Source organism: Arthrobacter sp. NPDC056691, assembly GCF_042791415.1.
Lineage (GTDB): Bacteria > Actinomycetota > Actinomycetes > Actinomycetales > Micrococcaceae > Arthrobacter.
Window position 1 is genome coordinate 42472 of record NZ_JBHTXX010000034.1, and the last position, 18284, is coordinate 60755.

Consider the following 18284-nt stretch of genomic DNA (forward strand, 5'->3'; position numbering starts at 1 on the left):
TGCTACGTCGGCGGTGGGAACGGTGGTGTCTGTTCCTGTGCCAGTGGTGTTGCCGAGGTTGACGTCTGCGGCGGCTGTCACGTTGGCTGCGGGGGCAGCCGGGGCGGTGCCGGTGCCCGCCGTCGTGTTGCCGAGGTTCGCGTCGACTACGGCTGCTACGTCGGCGGTGGGAACGGTGGTGTCTGTTCCTGTCGCGGCGGTGTTGCCGAGGTTGACGTCTGCGGCGGCTGTCACGTTGGCTGCGGGGGCAGCCGGGGCGGTGCCGGTGCCCGTCGTCGTGTTGCCGAGGTTCGCGTCGACCGCGGCCGTGGCGTCAGCCGCAGGGGCAGCCGTTCCGGTCCCCGTGCCCCCGAGGTTTACGTCGACCAGGGCAGTCGCGACCGGTGCCACGCTGGCGGTGCCGCCGTTCGAGGTACCGCTGGTGAGGTTGAGGTCGGCATTGACGCTGACCGAGGAAGAATTCGACGGCGCTGGGCCACCCAGCAGACCCAGCGACGTCGAAGCATTTAGGTCCGCCGAAGCGGTTTCGGGCGCGATGTTGACCGCGCCCGCGGCAGTGGTATCCGCGCTCGCCGCGGTTGCGCCGAGGGCAAGTAAACCTCCGGCAAAGAGGGTGCCTAATAGGCCCCTGCGAATTGTCTGGTGCATTGTGATGTCTCCTGAAAAGTTGTTGTCAGGTGCTCATGGCAGCCTGATTGGCCGTGTGTCTGCCGCAGAGAGGCAGAAGGGGCCCAACTAGTCAGGAGAGGAGCCGGGGTCGATGGCCACCGGCGAAGGAACATGCTGAAGGGGTCCGCTGGCAGGGACAAAACCCATGAGCGGCAGGTATTCAAAGGGGCTGTTCAGCCAGGCGGCCGAAGCGGAAGGGCCGCCTGAGGTGGTGCCGCTTCCCGAGCCTGAGGCCGGGGCCGGGAGCAGTGCCTCCGGCGTCGGCGCGTTGTCTCCACCCGAGGGTGAGTCCCCGCCGGCAGGAACCTTTGGGGCAGACCCCGTGGGGTGAGCTGCAGCCGCTTTCGGCGCAACGGCGTGGGCGAAGTGGGCAGGCAAACCGATGGCCGGTTGGACAGGCGCCGCGGACACCGCAGGGGGCCCGGCGACAATGCCAAGCGGCGCCCCTGGAGTCGCAGAACTTTGACCTGAGTCGGCGGGGTCAACTGCGGCTAGCCGTTCTGGAACCGCCACAATGCCCGCTACGACATCAGCGACGGGCGTAACGATCGGTGCCGTGAGAGGAGGTGCCTGGGCGAGCACATCGGTGACCGGCTCAAGGGGAAGCTCGACAGGCAGAGCGTCGGCCACCGGGCTCACGGCGTCCGTTACTGGTTTCACGACTTCGGCTACGGGCGTTAGGACCTCGGCCACCGGCGTCGCGATAGCTTGGGCCGTGTCCGTCAGCGCTCCATCAGCAGCGGAGGCAACGGGATCCGTAACTCCTGCCACGGTGCCATCCGGAAGCGCCCCGCCAAACGGTAGTCCGCCGAGAGCGGCGTCAACGGGCTCCACAATGTCCGCCGCAACCGGGGCAACGACGGCCCCCAGTGTTGGCGCCACTGGCGTGGAAGGAGCGGGAGCCATGGGTGGAGGCGCAACCGTCGCCGGCGGTGGTGCCGGGATGGCAGCCGGATCGATGGCTGGAAGTGGCAGGGGTGCTGCGGCTGGCGTGGGCTGGGCAGCGGCGCGGGCTTCGTGTGCCTTGGAGGAGACCAGTTCGCCAACGCGTCCCGCCACGCTGTCCGCACCGCCTTTGACGGACGAGACAGCGGCGGAAATACTCCCGCCAAGCGAGTCAGATCGGTGTGAATCAGCGTCGGCGGCCGGGGCCGAGACGGCCAGCCAGGCAACAGCAGCGGCACCGGCCAACAGAACCGGGCGCAAAGGGCGCAGCGCAGACCACGACAAATACGCAATGGTCATGCTTAACACCCCCCAGCCCACCGAATGAATCGACGATCGACTACAGCCTAAGCCTGCCCCAAAGTGAGAGTCCAGACCCGGGAGTGTAATTCTTTCGATTCGACGAAGGCTGGATGGGCTGCTCAGTGAGCGTCGTTGGGATACGCGACACCGAGTTGGGCACGCACGCCGTCGAAGAGCCGCATCGTGTTGAGCGAGTCCTCAAGGGGCATGACCGGGCTCTCGGTCAGGCCCTGCTGGACGCACCGCGTCACCTCGCGAAGCTCGTATGTGTAGCCCCGCCCCCTCACCTCGAAGTGTTCCGTCCGCGGTGCTTCCTGACCGATCCCCACTACCAACTTCTTAGGGTTGTTGATCGAGCCGAGCGTTTGCAGGTACCCAAGGCTTCCGGCAACCGTCGCCGTGCGGGGGCCATGGGCGAGCAGGGACGAGGTGAGCTGTGCCTGCGCGCCGTGGTGGTAACCCAGGGTGAGCGCATTCTGGGCGTCCACGCCGTCGTCGTTCAAAGTCCCCATAGCACTGACCGTCTGCGGGAAGCCCAAGGTGCCGAGGGCCCACAACAGCGGATAGACGGTGATGTCGAGAAGTGCGCCCCCGCCGTCCTGGACAGCCCAGAGTCTGGCCGTGGGGGAGTAGGGGGCCGGGAATCCAAGGTCAGCCGTGACCCACTGGACGGTTCCGAGTTCGCCGGAATGTGCGATTTCGAAGGCCCTCTGCATGCTGGGCAGGAAGCGGCTCCACACGGCTTCCATCAGGAACAGCTTCTTTTCGCGGGCTACGTCGATCAGCTCAGCAGCTTCGCGGGCGTTGATGGTGAACGCCTTTTCGCAGAGCACATGCTTGCCTGTCCGGAGTGCAGCCAGCACCACCCGGTGGTGCTGCGCGTGGGGCGTGGCCACGTAGACCACGTCCACCGAGTCGTCGGCGAGAAGCCGCTCATAGCCCTGCTGTCCGCCGTCGTCCCCGTAGGCCACGGCAAAGCCGAAGTCACTGGCAAACGCGTCCGCGGTGTGCTGGGCGCGGGAGCTGACGGCGTACAGCTCTGCATCCTCCAGAAGTGCCAGGTCCTGCGACACCAGCGAGGCGATCCGGCCGGTGGCGATAACACCCCACCGCAGCCTGCGGCCCGTGGCGGCAAGCGGATCCTGGTTGGACTGGCTGAAGAGCCAGGGCTTGGCGATCGGTGACGTCATGACGCCATCCTCTCACCCGGGTGAGGAAGCGTTGGGTCAAAACGTGCGGGAGGTGAGGAAGCGTTGGGTCAAAACGTGCGGGAAGTGAGGAAGCGTTGGGTCAAAACGTGCGGGAAGTGAGGAAGCGTTGGGTCAAAACGTGCGGGAGGTGAGGAAGCGTTGGGTCAAAACACGCGAAAGGTGCGGGAGGGTTTACGCCCTGCCCGCACCTTGCGCGCAAAACTACACCGCCGCCGGCTCCGCAGCTCGGCCGCGGACGGGTTCCTCCGTGAGCTTGCCCTGCTGCAGGCGGAACCTGCGGTCCGTCTTGTTGGCGAGCGTGCGGTCGTGCGTGACCACGAGGATCGTGGTGTTGTGGTCGCGGCTGAGGGAGCTGAGCAGTTCGATGATGTGCTCGCCCGTCTGCTCATCGAGGTTGCCCGTGGGCTCGTCGGCGAGGATCAGCTTGGGTTCGTTGGCGAGGGCCCGGGCGATGGCCACGCGCTGCTGCTCGCCGCCGGAAAGCCGGTTGATGCGGCGGCCGTGCTTGTCCGGATCGAGCTGCACCTGCTCCAGCAGCTCCCGTGCCCGCTCGGTCCGGACGGACTTCCGCACCCCGGCGAACTCCATGGGCAGCATGACGTTGTCCAGCGCGGAGAGGTTGGGAACCAGGTTGAACTGCTGGAACACGAAACCGATGTCCCGGCGCCGGTATTCGGTCAGTTTGCCGTCCGGCATGCCGGCCAGGCTCACGCCGTTGACGACGACGTCTCCGCTGGTGGGCTTGTCCAGCGCACCCAGGAGGGAGAGCAGTGTGCTTTTGCCGCTGCCGCTCTTGCCCACGATGGACGCCAGCGTGCCCTGCTCCAGCTCGAAGCTGACGCCGTTGACCGGCTTGATGGTGCGGTCGCCGGACTTGAACGTGCGGACCAGATCCTTGACTTCAATCATGGCTATTCTCCTCGGAGGACTTCGATGGGGCGGATGCGGGCGGTGAGCAGGGCCGGAACCAGCGCGCCGATGATGGCGACGCCGAAGACTGCCGCGATGCCGGCGGCAAGGATTTCGGGGGACACGCTGGCGGTGACGGAGGTCAGCAGCTGGGAGGCGCCGCCGAAAGGTCCGCCCTGGCCGCCTGGGAATCCGCCGGCCGCGCCGGCCAACCCGCCGCCGCGCCCGGTGGGGGCCGCCGTCGTGCTTGTGCTGGAGCTGACCAGGGCGGAGGCGATGCCGCCGCTGGCGAAGGAGGCGATGATGGCGCCCACCACGCTGCCGAGGGCCACCAGTACCAGGGCCTCGAGCACGAACTGCAGGCCGATGGTGCGGTTGCGTGCCCCGATGGCCTTGAGGACACCGATTTCGCGGCGGCGCTCGCGGACCAGCATGACCATGATCAGCAGGATGATCAGCCCTGCGGTGCCAAGTGCCGCGATGAACGCCACCATGGAGATGTTCTTGACGCTGTCCAGCGAGGTGACGGCCGTTTCGAGGTTGCGCTGGCCCTGGGTGACGTCGGCCTTGTCGGTGCCGAGCGCGTTCTGCAGGGCCGTCTTGGCGGCGTCGACGTGCTCCATGCTGTCCACCGTGACAATCATCGTGGACAGCTCGCCGGGCAGCTCGGCCAGGGTCTGGGCGGTGGGGAGCGTGACGTAGAGGGCGTTGTTGCCGAAGGCCGTGCCGGCGTCGAACAGGCCGGCGACGGTGAAGGTCTTGCTGTTGATGGTGAAGGTGGAGCCCACCTTGAGGTTGTTCTTTTCGGCGAGAGTGGTGCCCAGCAGCGCCTTGGCGGACTCGGCCGTGTAGTCACCCAGTCCGGTGCCCGAGGTCAGTTCCAGTGCCTTGCCGGTGCTGTCCACTTCTGCGCCCGTGCCGGTGGCCGTGATGGGAAGGGACCGGGCAGGCTGTGTGGTCCCCGTGGTGCCGGTATTTCCGGTCGCCCCGGTTGCGCCCGTGGTGCCGGAGCTGTCCTGGTTGCGCGCGCCGAGCGTTCCGGCGTCGACTGCCGCGGTGAGGCTGGTGGTCAGTGTGGTGGTGGTTTGGCCGCCGGGGCCGCCCTGCCCGCCGCCGGGACCTGCCTGGGTGCCGGCTGCCGCCTGCGCCGCGGCTTCGGTCGCGTTGCGGAGCCGCAGCGCTTTGGTTCCGACGACGGCGGTCACGTTCGGGACGTCCGCCGCGGTCGCTGCCTGCGCGGCGGTGAGCGGCTCGCCGCCGCCTTCGAAGCCCTGGCCGCCCGCCGGGTTCACGGTCAGCACGGTCCCCACCGAAGCGTTCAGCTCCTGGACTTTGGCGCCGACGGCCTGGTTCGCCACCAGCATGGCCAAAGCCAGTCCGATGGCGACCGCCAGCACGGCCACAACCGCCGCTGTTCGGACCTTGTTTCTAAACGCATTGCCTACACTTCGGGCGAGGACGCTCACTGCACTCCTACGTACTGTGCCCTCCTGACTGTCGGGCTCTTGGCTTCAGAATTTCCCGGACTGCTGTGCGCAGAGGCAGCCGAACCTATGCGTGGGCTGTGAGCATCGGTCCGTGGCGGGGTCTTGACAGCGGCTCGACGTTGGAAGACATAATGGTTCGGCAGCTGAGAAAACGCTTTCCCGCATTGTCCGGAACGATGAGGGCCTTTCCGCTGCAGCAGCAATTCCCGCTAGTGTCCCGCCCATCCTCACCAAGGCATGTGCGCTATTTGGCATGCCGGAAAACAGGCCAATGAAGTCCAATACATCAGACGCTAAACATCTGCTTTTCAGCCGCAACGCCGCGGCCGCCACCCTGGCGCTGGCGGTTCTGGCGGCGGCAGCCTCCGCCGCCGTCGCGGACCCCGTGAACACCACGGGCGGCGGGAAAATCTCGGTGAACGACGTCGCGCCCACAGGCTGGGCGTCCACCGGGACGGGAACCACCGGCGGGGCGGGAGCGAGCCCGGAAAACACCTACGTTGTCGGCAGCCTGACAGAACTGAATGCGGCCACGGCCAACCACGGCGAACCGGCTGCACCGAAGCTCATCTACATCCGCGGCACCATCAACGGCAACGAATCGCCGGATGGCCGCCTCCTGGGGGAACAGGACTACGCGCCGGGCTATGACATCACCAAGTACATGTCCTGTTTCCTGGACAATGGCCGCACCTGGAGCGACCAGGCATTCGACTACTGCAAGAAAATGCGGCAGTTGCGCCAACAGGGCAGCAACGCCATGAAGCGCCAGATCGAGGTAAACCTGCCGAGCAACACCACGCTGCTGGGGCTTGGAACTGACGCAGGACTTGTGGGCGCCAACGTTGTGCTGCACCAGGCCAGCAACGTGGTGGTCCGCAACCTCAGCATCGAATCGCCCGTGGACTGGTTCACCTCATGGTCGCCGGACGACGGCGACGGCGCGTGGAACGCCCGCTTCGACGCATTCTCGGCGGTCACCTCCGACCACATCTGGATCGATCACGTGCTGCTCAGCGACGGCCGCTTCCCTGACAGTGAGGCGCCGCGCGATTTCAAGAACGAGCCCGTGATCCGGCACGACGGCCTGCTGGACCTGAAGGACGGCACCGACTTTGTCACCGTCTCCAACAGCCAACTCCGCGACCACGACAAGACCAGTCTGCTCGGTTCCGGGGATGAACACGTCGACAAGGACGGCGGCAAACTCCGTGTCAGTTATATCTCCAACCTCTTCCAGAACACCCAGCAGCGCGGTCCCCGGGTTCGGTTCGGCCAGGTCCACGTGGTGAACAACTACTTCGTGGGCAGCACGGTCGATCCGGATTACCCCATGGTCAGCGAAGCCCAGGGTGGCAGCAGCTACTTCATCGGCGCCGGCTACGAATCCTCCATCTACTCCGAGTACAACGCCTTCGATTACAGCGGGCCGGGCGCAGACGAGTCGGTCACGGTCAGCAGCTACAACGGGCACAGGTTCAGCGACCACGGGTCCTGGTTCAACGGCAAGGACGCAGACCTGGTCGCCGTAGCCCGGGCTTCATTCGAAATCCACAAGGCGGACGCCATCGCCGCTGCCACGGCGTCCGGAACCACCGCTCCCGACTGGACCCAGCGGGAGTTCACCTCCGACGCCGGGTGGAACCCCGCCGTCGAATACGGCTACCACGCGCTGAAATCCGCGCCGGCGGTGCGCAACGCCGTGCTCAACTTCTCGGGGCCCGCCGTCCTCGACGTCGAGGCGGGACGCTAAAGCCCCGGGCGCCCCCCGGCAACGGAAGAGCCCCGGCCCTCCCGGGTGAACTGGTCACTCGCGGGGGAGCCGGGGCTCTGTGGCGTCTGCGGTGTTACTTGGTGATCGGTCCGAGAACCGGATCGCCTTCGTAAGCCGTCTTGACGTTGGCCTTGGTCACGATGACCGGCTCCAGCAGGTAGGCGGGAACGGTCTTGACCTTGTTGTTGTAGGACTTGTCGTCGTTGATTTCAGGCTTCTTGCCGGCCTGGATGTCCTGGACCATGACGATCGCGTGCTCAACGAGCTTGCGGGTGTCCTTGTTGATGGTGGAGTACTGCTCGCCGGCCATGATGGACTTGACCGATTCAACCTCGGAGTCCTGGCCGGTAACCACGGGAAGCGGCTTGCCGGCACCCTTCACCGACGTCAGCACCGCACGGGCCAGGGTGTCGTTGGGGGAGAGGACACCATCGATCGAGGCGCTGGTGTACGTGCCTGCGAGCAGGGTATCCATGCGCTTCTGGGCGTTCTCTGCCTTCCAGCCCTGGGTCACAGCCTGCTCGAAGGACTTCTGGCCGGAGAGCACCTTGAGGGTGCCGTCGTCGATCTTCGGCTGCAGTACGCTCATGGCGCCGTCGAAGAACACCTTGGCGTTGGCGTCGTCGGGGGAGCCGGCGAAGAGTTCGACGTTGTACGGACCCTGCGGCTTCTTGGCCTGCATGCCTTCCAGCAGTGCCTTGCCCTGCAGCACACCCACCTTGAAGTTGTCGTAGGCCACGTAGTAGTCCACATTCGGGGTGTTCAGCAGCAGCCGGTCGTAGGCGATGATGGTGGCGCCGGCGTCTTTGGCCTGCTTCAGCTGGGTGCCGAGCTGTGCGCCGTCGATCGCGCCGACGACGATGACCTTGTCACCCTTGGTGATCATGGCACTGATCTGGTTCTGCTGCTCGGAGACGCCGCCGTTGGCGAACTGGACGTCCGGCTTGAATCCTGCCTGGGTGAGGCCGTCATTGAACAGCTTCTCGGCCAGGACCCAGTTCTCGCTGGTCTTCTGCGGAAGGGCGACGCCGATGGCGGAGTCCTTGGGGAATGCCTCGCCGCCGGAGCTTCCGCCGCTCGTTGTGCCGCTGTCTGAACGGCCGCAGGCTGTCAGCGCCAGTGCCGCAATGGCAGCGATTGCTGCCGCCTTTCCTGCCTTACCAATCATTCGCATTTGCTCGGTTCACTTTCTATAGGGGTGGGAAATGCATCCGGGGAGCGGGCGGTGCTCAGGCTTCCCGGGAGATGGTTTCCTTGGTGGAGGTCACTTCGTCGGGCTGGTTGGGGGCGCCGCCGCTGGGGCGGTTGAAGCCCTGGGTCAGCAGGCCGATGATGGAGCGTTTGCCCTGGCTCTTGTTGTAGACGTCGAAGGCGACGGCGACCAGCAGGACCAGGCCCTTGATGATCTGGGTGAGGTCGGCGCCGACGCCCAGGAGCTGCAGGCCGTTGTTGAGGACGGCCATGACCAGGCCACCGACGATCGAGCCGATCACGGTTCCGACGCCGCCGGTCACCGCTGCGCCGCCGATGAACACAGCTGCGATGGCATCAAGTTCCCAGCCCACGCCGTCGAACGGGCCGGACGCGGTGGAGCGGCCGACGAAGATCATGCCGGCGAGGCCGGCCAGGATGGACATGTTCATCATCACCAGGAAGTTGACCTTCTTGGACTGGACGCCGGAAAGTTCGGCCGCGTGGCGGTTGCCGCCCACGGCGTATATGTGGCGGCCGACGACGGTCTTCGCGGAGATGAAGCCGTAGATGAGCACCAGGACAGCCAGGATCAGGCCGGGGATGGGGAAGGACGTGCCCGGGCGGCCGGTGGCGAACAGGTATGTCGCGTAAAGGATGGCGCCGCAGACCAGCACCAGCTTGGTGATCATCACCCAGCCTTCGGGGACTTCGGCGCCGAGGGCCTTGGCGGTGCGGCGGGATCGGAGTTCGCTGAAGATCACAAACGCGACCGCCAGCAGGCCGAGCAGCAGGGTCAGGTTGTTGTAGCCGGTGCTGGGCCCGACCTCGGGCAGGTAGCCCGATCCGATGTACTGGAAGTCCGCCGGGACAGGGATGGTGTTGGACTTGCCGACGAACTGGTTGAAGCCGCGGAACAGGAGCATGCCGGCCAGCGTCACGATGAACGCGGGGATGCCCACATACGCAGTCCAGAACCCTTGCCAGGCTCCGATCAGGGCACCCAGGACGAGGCCAAGCAGAATGCCGGCGTACCAGGGAACGTTCCAGTCCTGCATGATGAGGGCCACCGTGACGCCAACGAACGCCGCCACGGACCCGACCGACAGGTCGATGTGGCCGGCGATGATCACGAGCACCATGCCGATGGCCAGGATCAGGATATAGGAGTTGCCGTTGAAGAGGTTGATCACGTTTCCGGGCGTCAGCGTGCGGCCCGACGTGGCGAATTGGAAGAAGATGATCAGGGCAACCAGGGCGAAGATCATGCCAAATTGGCGGGTGTTGCCGCCAAACAGCTTCTTGAGCGCGTTCATTTTGTCAGTCCTTGTTCTGGAAGGTTCTGGAGGGTTCCAGAGGGTCAGGCGGTTTTTCGGGCGGAAGTCATGAGTTTCATCAGGCTTTCCTGGCTGGCGTCGTCCTTGTCCAGGACGCCCGTGATGGCGCCTTCGAAGATGGTGTAGATCCGGTCGGAGAGGCCCAGCAGTTCGGGGAGTTCGGAGGAGATTACGATGACGCCCTTGCCCTGGTTGGCCAGCTGCTGGATGATCCCGTAGATCTCGTACTTGGCACCGACGTCAATGCCGCGGGTGGGCTCGTCCAGGATCAGCAGGTCCGGGTCCGTGAACATCCACTTCGCCAGGACCACCTTCTGCTGGTTCCCGCCGGACAGTTTGGCCACGCCCTCCTCCACGGACGGCGTCTTGGTGCGCAGCGACTTGCGGTACTGCTCGGCTACCGTGAATTCCTTGTTGGCATCCACCACGAAGTGCTTGCTGATCTTGTGCAGCGCCGCCGAGACTGTGGTGGTCTTGATGTCATCCAGCAGGTTCAGGCCCAGGGACTTGCGGTCCTCGGTGACGTAGCCGAGGCCGGCGTCGATGGCCTGCTTGACGCTCTTGAGGTGGAGTTCCTTGCCGTTCTTGTAGAGCTGGCCGCTGATGAAGCGGCCGTAGGAACGGCCGAACACCGACCGTGCAAGTTCGGTGCGGCCGGCGCCCATGAGCCCGGCGAAGCCGACGATCTCGCCGCGGCGGACGAAGAAGTTGGAGCCCTTGCAGACCAGGCGGTCCTGGACCTGCGGGTGGCCCACCGTCCAGCCCTTGACCTCGAACAGGACCTCCCCGATCTTGGGCTCGTGGTCCGGGAAGCGCGATTCCAGGGTGCGTCCCACCATGCCCTTGATGATCCGGTCCTCGTCGACGCCGTCGGCCTTCACGTTGAGCGTCTCGATGGACTTGCCGTCGCGGATGATGGTGATTTCGTCCGCGATCTGTTCGATCTCGTTGAGCTTGTGGGAAATGATGATGGACGTGATGCCTTTGCCCTTCAGTCCGAGGATCAGGTCCAGCAGGTGCTGGGAGTCGGATTCGTTCAGGGCTGCCGTGGGCTCGTCCAGGATGAGGAGTTTGACGGACTTGTTGAGCGCCTTGGCGATTTCCACGAGCTGCTGCTTGCCGACGCCGATTTCCTTGACCGGGGTGTCCGGATCCTCCCGCAGGCCTACCCTGGCAAGCAGTTCGCGGGAGCGGGTGCGGGCATCGGCCCAGTCGATCACCCCGCGCTTGACCGGTTCGTTGCCGAGGAAGATGTTCTCCGTAATGGAAAGCTCCGGGATGAGCGCCAGCTCCTGGTGGATGATCACGATGCCTGCGTGCTCGCTGGCCCGGATGTCCTTGAACTGCTGCACCTCGTTCTGGTACACGATGTCGCCGGTGTAACTGCCGAAGGGGTACACGCCGGAGAGCACCTTCATGAGGGTGGATTTCCCGGCGCCGTTCTCCCCGCAGATCGCGTGGATTTCCCCGGCCTTCACCACCAGGCTCACATCGGACAAGGCTTTAACGCCCGGGAATTCCTTGGTGATGGAGCGCATCTCCAGGAGAATCGGCTCGCTCTGCGTGTTGAGGGACGTCATTTGCCCTTACGCCTCCAATGCATTGACTTCGTTGTCTTCCCTGCAAACCACAGGGCCGTCTGATGAAAAAAGTAGATGGAGCAGGCCATTGTCGTCAAGTCTTTAACGCAACGGCGGTATAACGAAACGCTACGTGCGCCGGATTCCGGCGTGCTGGAAGACCAGTGACGCGGCGCCCAGAGCCTCCGCGCGGTCATTCAGGGAGGACATGGTCAGGGTGGTGGTTTCGCCGATGACCGGCACGGCGTGGCGGACCAGTCCGCGCCGGATGGGGTCCAGCAGGATGTCGCCCAGTCCCGCCAGCGGGCCGCCCACGACGATGACCTCGGGGTTGATCAGGTTGGCCACGTTCCCCAGCGCACGGCCCACGGCCAGGCCTGCGTCGTCCACGACTCGCAAGGTGGCGGCATCCCTCGCGAGTGCCTTGCGGACGATGTCCTCGGGCGTGAGCGGACGCTCCTCGCCCCGGCTGAGCAGTTCGATCATGGTGGTGGTGGAGGCGATGGTCTCCAGGCACCCCCTGTTGCCGCAGCGGCAGATCAGGCCGTGCTCGTGGATGGTCGCGTGGCCGATTTCGCCGGTGATCCCGACATTGCCGTAGTACGGGTTGCCGTTGAGGATCAGGCCCGCGCCAATGCCGGATCCGATCTTCATGAACAAGAGGTTGCTGATGCCGCTGTGCGGTCCCCAGGTCACCTCGGACAGGGCGCCAAGATTCGAGTCATTGTCTATGAATATGGGGAATTGGAACGCATCTTCGAGGCGTTCCTGGATGTCGATGCCCACCCACTCGGGCAGGATCGCCCCCTGTGCCACGGTGCTGGTCCTGCGGTCGATCGGGCCGGGGATTCCGACGCCGGCGCCCACCACGGCGGTGCGCTCCACCCCGCTGTCCGCCAGCAGTTTGTCGAGCAGTGCAACGGCCGCCTGGATCCCCTGTTCCGCTTGATGGCCGAGGGGCAGGAGCACCGATTCCTCGGCGATGATGTGGTAGCTAAGCGAGGCGAGAACCACCCTCAGGTGCCGCCGGCCGAAGTCGATGCCCACTGCCACGGCGCCGTTGCTGTTGAGCCGGACGTTGAGTGCGCGCCGTCCGGAACTCGTGGTCGGCTCGGTGGAGGCCAGGCCCGAATCCTGCATGATTTTGACGATGTTGGACACCGTCGCGGTGGAAAGTCCCGTCTGCCGCGCCAGCTCCGCCTGGGTCGACGGGCCGTTGAGCAGGCACTCGATGATCCGCTGCTGGTTCAGGTGCCGGAGGGCGGATTGCGACCCGGGGTTTTTGGTTCGGCTCCTCGTTGAGCGCGATGGTGAGGGCATGGAATGAACATTGCACCATCCGCAGCCTTGTAGTCAAGAAGTTAACGCAATGGCCCGGCATGCGGCAGGAACCGGATGCCGGGCAATCCGTCCCACAGGGAGTCCGGGACGGTGCAAATGGACCGTATCGGCGGCTCCCGCCGCGGATACGCTGAAGGAAACGGCGTCCGGTGTTGGCGGGCCGTCCACGACGACTTGAGGTGATCACGGTGAAGCTGGCGCTGATGCAGGCGAACTCCAGTGTTTTGGACATCGAACGGAACTGCGCAGCCATCGACCGGGCAGCCCGGACGGCCGCGGAAGCGGGTGCCGCGGTGCTCCTGACCCCCGAGCTTTACGCCGTGGGCTATGCACCGCTGCGGGTCAGGGCGGAACTGGACCCCGGAACACTGCCCGGCATCCGGCGTGCCCTCGCCGGCATCGCTGCCACACACCGGATCGCCCTGGTCTACAGCCTGCCCGCCGTCACGGGGGAGGGGGAGTGGCAGATCACGGCGACGGTATTGGACAGCCGCGGGGGCGAACTGCTGAGTTACGCCAAGGTCCACCTCTTTGGCCCGGAGGAGCGCAAGGCGTTCAGCCCCGCGGAAGCAGCCCCCGCCGTCGTCGATCTGGGCGGCATCAAGACCTCGCTGGCCATTTGCTACGACGTGGAGTTCCCGGAGACGGCACGCGCGGCCGCCGCAGCCGGGGCCGACCTGCTCCTGGTTCCCACGGCCCTGGCCCACGGCTTCGAGTCCGTTCCCCAGGTCCTGCTGCGCGCCCGAGCGCTGGAGAGCCAGCTGACGGTGGCCTACGCCAACCATTCCGGGGAGGAGGACGGCTGCACCTTCCTGGGCGGAAGCGTCATTGCCGGTCCCGACGGCGAACTGCTGGCCGCGGCCGGCCCCGGCCCGGAATTGCTGTATGCCGAGGTCAGCGCCGAGGCTGCCCGCCAGGCGCGGGAGGCCGTGCCTTACCTGCGCGAACGGCGGCCCGCCGTTTACCGTGCGTGGGACGAGGCAGCCGGCGCCGGAAAGCTTTCATAGCGCAAGCCTTCACAGGGCTAGGCCTTCACAGAGCTACGTGCCGGCCTGCAGTTGGTCCACGTACTGCAGAGCAATCCAGAGTTCGGCCCGCACCTGCGCCTGGTTCAGATCTGTGTCCAACAGCTCGGCCACCCCGTTGATCTGGCGCCGGACGCTGTTGCGGTGCAGGCCCAGCGCCTTGGCGGTGGCATCCCAGTTGCCGTTCTCGCCGAGCCATGCCCTCAGTACGGAGAGGTGTGCTGTCCGGCGGTCGCTGTCCTGGCTGAGCACCGGCTCCAGCAGCCGGCCGGCCAGCAGGGTCCCGGCTTCCTGGCCCAGCAGCCCGGCGACCGTCCACGTCACTTCACCCGCCCGGGCGCTCTTGCCCGTGGTCTGGACGCGCTGCCGAAGCGCCGTCACCCGCTGGTAGGCGCTGCTCAGGTCCGTGAGCTCGCTGGGGTCCCCGATCACCAGCAGCCATCCCAGCTTCTCGACTTCGGCCAGCAGTGAGTCGTCCACCCTGAGCCGGGTGATGGCTGTGAAGCCGTAGTCCGTGAGCTCCACGAGCTTGGTGTCGAACAGGCGGCGCCACTGCAGCAGCTCCCGGACAGGGCTCTCGCCTGCACGTCCGGCGGCCTGCTCTGCCCGGATGCCCTGCACAACGCGGAGTGGGCCGGAGCGGGTGGACGACGTGCTCTGGGCCAGCAGGTCCCTCAGCCCGTTGACGTGCCGTGCCCCGCCGGCGGTCAGGCTGTCCGGGTGCAGCAGCAACGACGTTGCCAGTTGGCTCGGCGCCAGCGACCCGCTGGTCCGTTGCCGGACCAGGAGCTCCAGCAGGCCGACGGCGGAGGAGACCACGCTGTTCTGCGCTGGCGTGAGCGGCGAGTCGGTGCCCAGCACCAGCGCCCCAAGGTTGGCATCGCGGGTGCTGCGCAGGGGATGGCCGAACACGAGCGCGGATCCCGGAATGTCGAAGGAATCCATCTCCACCCGGGGTCCGCTGCCGCCCAGAAGGCGGTCGAAGAGCGGCTGCAGGGCGGTGATGTCGACTGTGGAGCCAGCCCTCGCCCGGACCCTTCCGTCCGCGCCCACCAGCAGCGCCCACACCGGCACCCGCTGGGTCAGTGCGCCGAGGAGTTCATGTTCGGGCCGGGCAGACAGGACTGCGCGCATCAGCTGCCGGTTGGTGTCGGCAAGGTGCCGGAACAGCTTAGCGTTGTCCGATTCCAGCAACTGGGAGAATTCGAGCCCGATGGCGGCAAACGGGACGGTGTTTGGCACCTCCAGGAGGGTCAGGTTGTGCCGGACGCAGGCGTCCACCAGTGTGTCCGGCACAGCCGTGAAGTAGGGGTCCAGGCCAAATCCCAGCGCGCCGACCCTGGCCTCGACGAGGCGCCGCACATAGGCGTCCACCCGGGCGGCGTCATCCGCCTCGTCAACGAACGGCAGCCCTGCGGTCAGGAGAAACTCTCCGTCGAGCAGGTAGGGCGTCGGGTCCTCCAGCTCGCTCGGCTCGACCCACCGTAACAGGCTGGAACCGTTGCCGCCGTCGTGAAGCAGCTTCAACTCCGGCGGCAACTTGGCCAGGAACAGTTCCAGCGTGACGCCGCTCAGCCGGTCGCCACCCGTTCCGGCGGCCGGTGCGGTCCGCGTTGCCGCCTCACGCGACATGCGGCGCACCGTTCCCGGTCTCCTGGTAATCCGGGCACTCGTGGGCGCCGGGGATGCGGTAAGCCCTGGGAAGGCGTGGCGCGATCCTGTTGATGATCTCGTCGCCATGGCTTCCGATTGCGGCGCCCCACTCGTCGGCGCTCGCGGCTCCGGTCCGGGGATCGCCAAACAGGACTGCGGTATCCCCTACGCTGACCCCGCCCGGCTCGGGGCCAAGATCCACCATGAACTGGTCCATGCACACCTTGCCGATCACGGGGACCCTCCTGCCGCCCAGCTGAACGATGCTGCGGCCGGAGACACCCTTGGGGACGCCGTCGGCGTAGCCCAGCGGGATCAGCCCTAGGAACCTCGGCTCGTGCGTGATGGCCTGGTGCTCGTAGCTCACGCCGGTGCCCGCCGGGACCTTCTTCACCAGCACCACGGGCGCTGTCACAGTCAGGGCCGGCCGCAGCCCGTAGTCGGCCGGATCGAGGTGGTCCGCAGGGGCCAAGCCGTAAATGGCCAGCCCCGCCCGCACCATGTCGAACGCAAATTCCGGCCGGTCCAGGATGTTTGCCGAACTGGACACGTGCCGGAGTTCCGGATCCAGGCCTGCCTCGCGTGCCTGCCGGACGGCTGCCTCGAAGGCCTCCACCGCTGCGGCGTTTCCGGGGTGGGCTGGAACGTCCGCCCAGGCCAAGTGGGTCCAGATGCCCCTCACCTTTAGGTGCCCGGCAACTTCCAGCTCCCGTGCCGCGGCCACGAGGTCTTGCCAGTCCTCGGCGCGGGCGCCGCCCCGGCTCAGGCCGCTATCCAGCTCAAGGTGGACGGCGGCGGGGTGTTTCAGCGACAGGGCAATGCCTGCCACTGCCTCAAGTTGGGCCGCGCTGCCCACGGAGAGGTCGACGTCGTTGCCAACGGCCTTCCGGATGGTTTCGCTGGATGCCGCGGCGAGGTAGAGCCACGACAGGACCGGTGCCGTGATGCCCGCCTGGCGGAGGGCGAGGGCCTCTGTGAGCTGCGCCGTGCCGAGCCAGTCGGCGCCGGCGGCAAGGGCTGCCTGTGCCACGTCGACCAGCCCGTGGCCGTAGCCGTTGCCTTTCACGACCGCCATAAAATGGCGTGCCGGTGTGAGCGCCCGGAGCGCGCGGACATTGTCTGAAATCGCTGACAGATCAACGCTGACCTGCCCCGAAAGCACCGCCTCAGGCGTGCCTGTCTGTTGTGCATTTAGTCTCATGCCAGAACACTATAGGTCATTTTGCACATCACTGAGAGCTGGCTCACAAGCCTAAGCTGGAGCGACGGAAAGCCCCCAACTACCCACGAACGGACGTCAATGATGACTGTGCCCACCCAAACAGGACAGCGGCCTCCGGTGCAGGCCGGCCGCCCCGGACTGGCAGCCCAGCTGCTCCGTCGCAAGCCGATCGGGCAAATCGTCCAGGAAGCCGAGACGGGCCACGGCGGTACCGGGCTGGTCCGCAGCTTCGGCGTCCTTCAGCTGACGATGATCAGCGTGGGCGCCACGCTCGGCACCGGCATCCTCGTGATCCTGGGCGAGTCCGTGCCGCTGGCCGGGCCGGCCATCTGGATCTCGTTCGCCATCGCCGGCCTGGCCGCGCTGCTCTCCGCCGTGTCCTACGCCGAAATGGCCGGCCTGGTGCCGGCCGCCGGCTCCAGCTACTCGTACACCTACGCCACCATGGGCGAGGGCATGGCATGGATCTGCGGCTGGTGCCTCGTGCTCGAATACGCGGTTTCCGTCGCAGCGGTGGCAGTGGGCGCCGGCCAGTATGTCAACGAAACGCTGGCAGTCTTCGGGCAGGCCCTGCCGGATGCGGTGTCGCAGCCGCCGGGGGACGGCGGCCTCGTCAATATCCCGGCAATGCTGATCGTCGTCCTGGCCATGGTTCTGCTGGTGCGAGGCGCCAAGGAAAGCGCGTGGATCAACACTGCGATCGTGCTGGTCAAGGTGGGCATCCTCGCCTTCTTCTGCGCCGTGGCGTTCACCGCGTTCAACGGCGGCCACTTCGAGCCGCTCCTGCCCATGGGCGCGGCCGGCGTTTCGGCTGCCGCCTCCCGGGTGTTCTTCTCGTACATCGGCTTCGACGCCGCCTCCACCGCGGGCGAGGAAGCCCGCAACCCCAAGCGCGACCTGCCCCGCGCCATCATGCTCTCCATGCTGATCGTCACCACCATCTACGTGCTGGTTGCCGTGGCCGCCATCGGGGCCCGTCCATGGGGCTGGTTCGATGGCACCGAGGCCGCGCTGGTGAAGATCCTGGAGGAAATCACCGGACAGCCGTGGACCGCACTGGTGTTCGCCGTCGGTGCCGTCCTCGCCATTGCTAGCATCGTGCTGACCGTCCTCTACGGACAGACCCGCATCCTGCTGTCCATGTCCCGCGACGGTCTCGTTCCCCGCGTCTTTGGCCGCGTCTCACACCGGACCGGCACACCGGTTGCCGGCACGCTGATCGTGGGAACCGCCGTCGCCCTCACCGCCGGGCTGGTCCCGCTTGGGGCGCTCGCGGACGCCACCAGCATCGGCACCCTGTTCGCCTTTGCCCTGGTTAACGTTGCCGTCATCCATCTCCGCCGCACCCGGCCGGAGCTGAAGCGGACGTTCCGGGTTCCCCTGTTCCCGCTGACCCCGATCCTGGGTGCGCTGATGTGCATCTACCTGATGGCCAACCTGGGCGCCGAAACGTGGGTGACCTTCGGGGTCTGGATGCTGGTTGGACTGGCGGCCTACTTCGGCTACGGCAGACGGCACTCCCGGGTAGCCGCGCTGGGGCAGGAGGAATACCGTGAACTATCCGCCCGTGATTCTTCCCCGGCTCCCGCAGAACAGACCATCTCCCACCTGTAAGACAACACGAAACCACGGAGACA

At 66.2% G+C, this 18284-nt stretch carries 13 protein-coding genes and 1 pseudogene; 3 read left to right on the plus strand and 11 right to left on the minus strand.

The genetic code is table 11. The features are described from left to right. The 5 genes and pseudogenes from ACFRAU_RS21400 to ACFRAU_RS21420 form a co-directional block, all read right to left on the minus strand. Positions 1 to 648 (minus strand): annotated as a pseudogene (locus tag ACFRAU_RS21400) (hypothetical protein); the annotation flags it as partial. A gap of 87 nt (positions 649 to 735) precedes the next feature. After that, entirely contained in the window at positions 736 to 1914 is a 1179-nt protein-coding gene (locus ACFRAU_RS21405) for a hypothetical protein (RefSeq protein WP_378001389.1), read from the minus strand. Between the two features lie 122 nt (positions 1915 to 2036). Further along, on the minus strand, positions 2037 to 3107 hold the full coding sequence (locus ACFRAU_RS21410) for a Gfo/Idh/MocA family protein (protein WP_378001390.1): 1071 nt from the start codon (positions 3105 to 3107) through the stop codon (positions 2037 to 2039). Positions 3108 to 3329: 222 nt separating this feature from the next. Continuing rightward, complete coding sequence (locus tag ACFRAU_RS21415; RefSeq protein WP_377996889.1) at positions 3330 to 4037, minus strand: ABC transporter ATP-binding protein; 708 nt, start codon at positions 4035 to 4037, stop codon at positions 3330 to 3332. Between the two features lie 2 nt (positions 4038 to 4039). Next, the gene (locus tag ACFRAU_RS21420) at positions 4040 to 5503 is read right to left on the minus strand and encodes an ABC transporter permease (protein ID WP_378001391.1); all 1464 of its coding nucleotides are present in this window, start codon (positions 5501 to 5503) and stop codon (positions 4040 to 4042) included. Between the two features lie 292 nt (positions 5504 to 5795). Here ACFRAU_RS21420 and ACFRAU_RS21425 point away from each other — a divergent pair, with 292 nt between their 5' ends. Then, positions 5796 to 7277, plus strand: a complete 1482-nt coding sequence (locus ACFRAU_RS21425; protein WP_378001392.1) for a polysaccharide lyase family 1 protein — start codon at positions 5796 to 5798, stop codon at positions 7275 to 7277. 94 nt (positions 7278 to 7371) lie between these two features. Here ACFRAU_RS21425 and ACFRAU_RS21430 read toward each other — a convergent pair whose 3' ends face one another. The 4 genes from ACFRAU_RS21430 to ACFRAU_RS21445 form a co-directional block, all read right to left on the minus strand. After that, positions 7372 to 8472: a substrate-binding domain-containing protein gene (locus ACFRAU_RS21430; RefSeq protein ID WP_377996892.1), complete on the minus strand. Its 1101-nt coding sequence runs from the start codon at positions 8470 to 8472 to the stop codon at positions 7372 to 7374. Between the two features lie 55 nt (positions 8473 to 8527). Next, positions 8528 to 9805, minus strand: coding sequence for a multiple monosaccharide ABC transporter permease (gene mmsB, locus ACFRAU_RS21435; protein WP_377996893.1), 1278 nt, complete (start codon positions 9803 to 9805; stop codon positions 8528 to 8530). A 44-nt stretch (positions 9806 to 9849) separates the two neighbouring features. Further along, on the minus strand, positions 9850 to 11406 hold the full coding sequence (gene mmsA, locus ACFRAU_RS21440; protein WP_377996894.1) for a multiple monosaccharide ABC transporter ATP-binding protein: 1557 nt from the start codon (positions 11404 to 11406) through the stop codon (positions 9850 to 9852). Between the two features lie 129 nt (positions 11407 to 11535). After that, entirely contained in the window at positions 11536 to 12726 is a 1191-nt protein-coding gene (locus tag ACFRAU_RS21445; protein WP_377996895.1) for an ROK family transcriptional regulator, read from the minus strand. A 224-nt stretch (positions 12727 to 12950) separates the two neighbouring features. On the opposite strand from ACFRAU_RS21445, the gene ACFRAU_RS21450 reads away from it, so the two are divergent. Then, entirely contained in the window at positions 12951 to 13754 is an 804-nt protein-coding gene (locus tag ACFRAU_RS21450) for a nitrilase-related carbon-nitrogen hydrolase (RefSeq protein WP_378001403.1), read from the plus strand. A 33-nt stretch (positions 13755 to 13787) separates the two neighbouring features. Here ACFRAU_RS21450 and ACFRAU_RS21455 read toward each other — a convergent pair whose 3' ends face one another. After that, positions 13788 to 15404 (minus strand): PucR family transcriptional regulator ligand-binding domain-containing protein, encoded by a 1617-nt coding sequence (locus tag ACFRAU_RS21455; protein WP_378001393.1) that lies wholly within the window; start codon positions 15402 to 15404, stop codon positions 13788 to 13790. Next, entirely contained in the window at positions 15394 to 16626 is a 1233-nt protein-coding gene (gene alr / locus ACFRAU_RS21460; protein WP_378001394.1) for an alanine racemase, read from the minus strand. Before alr ends, ACFRAU_RS21455 begins: the two co-directional genes overlap by 11 nt. 102 nt (positions 16627 to 16728) lie before the next feature. Here alr and ACFRAU_RS21465 point away from each other — a divergent pair, with 102 nt between their 5' ends. Continuing rightward, positions 16729 to 18261 carry an amino acid permease gene (locus ACFRAU_RS21465; protein WP_377996898.1) on the plus strand — a complete coding sequence of 511 codons (1533 nt, stop codon included), beginning with the start codon at positions 16729 to 16731 and terminating at the stop codon, positions 18259 to 18261. The last annotated feature ends 23 nt before the right edge of the window (positions 18262 to 18284 follow it).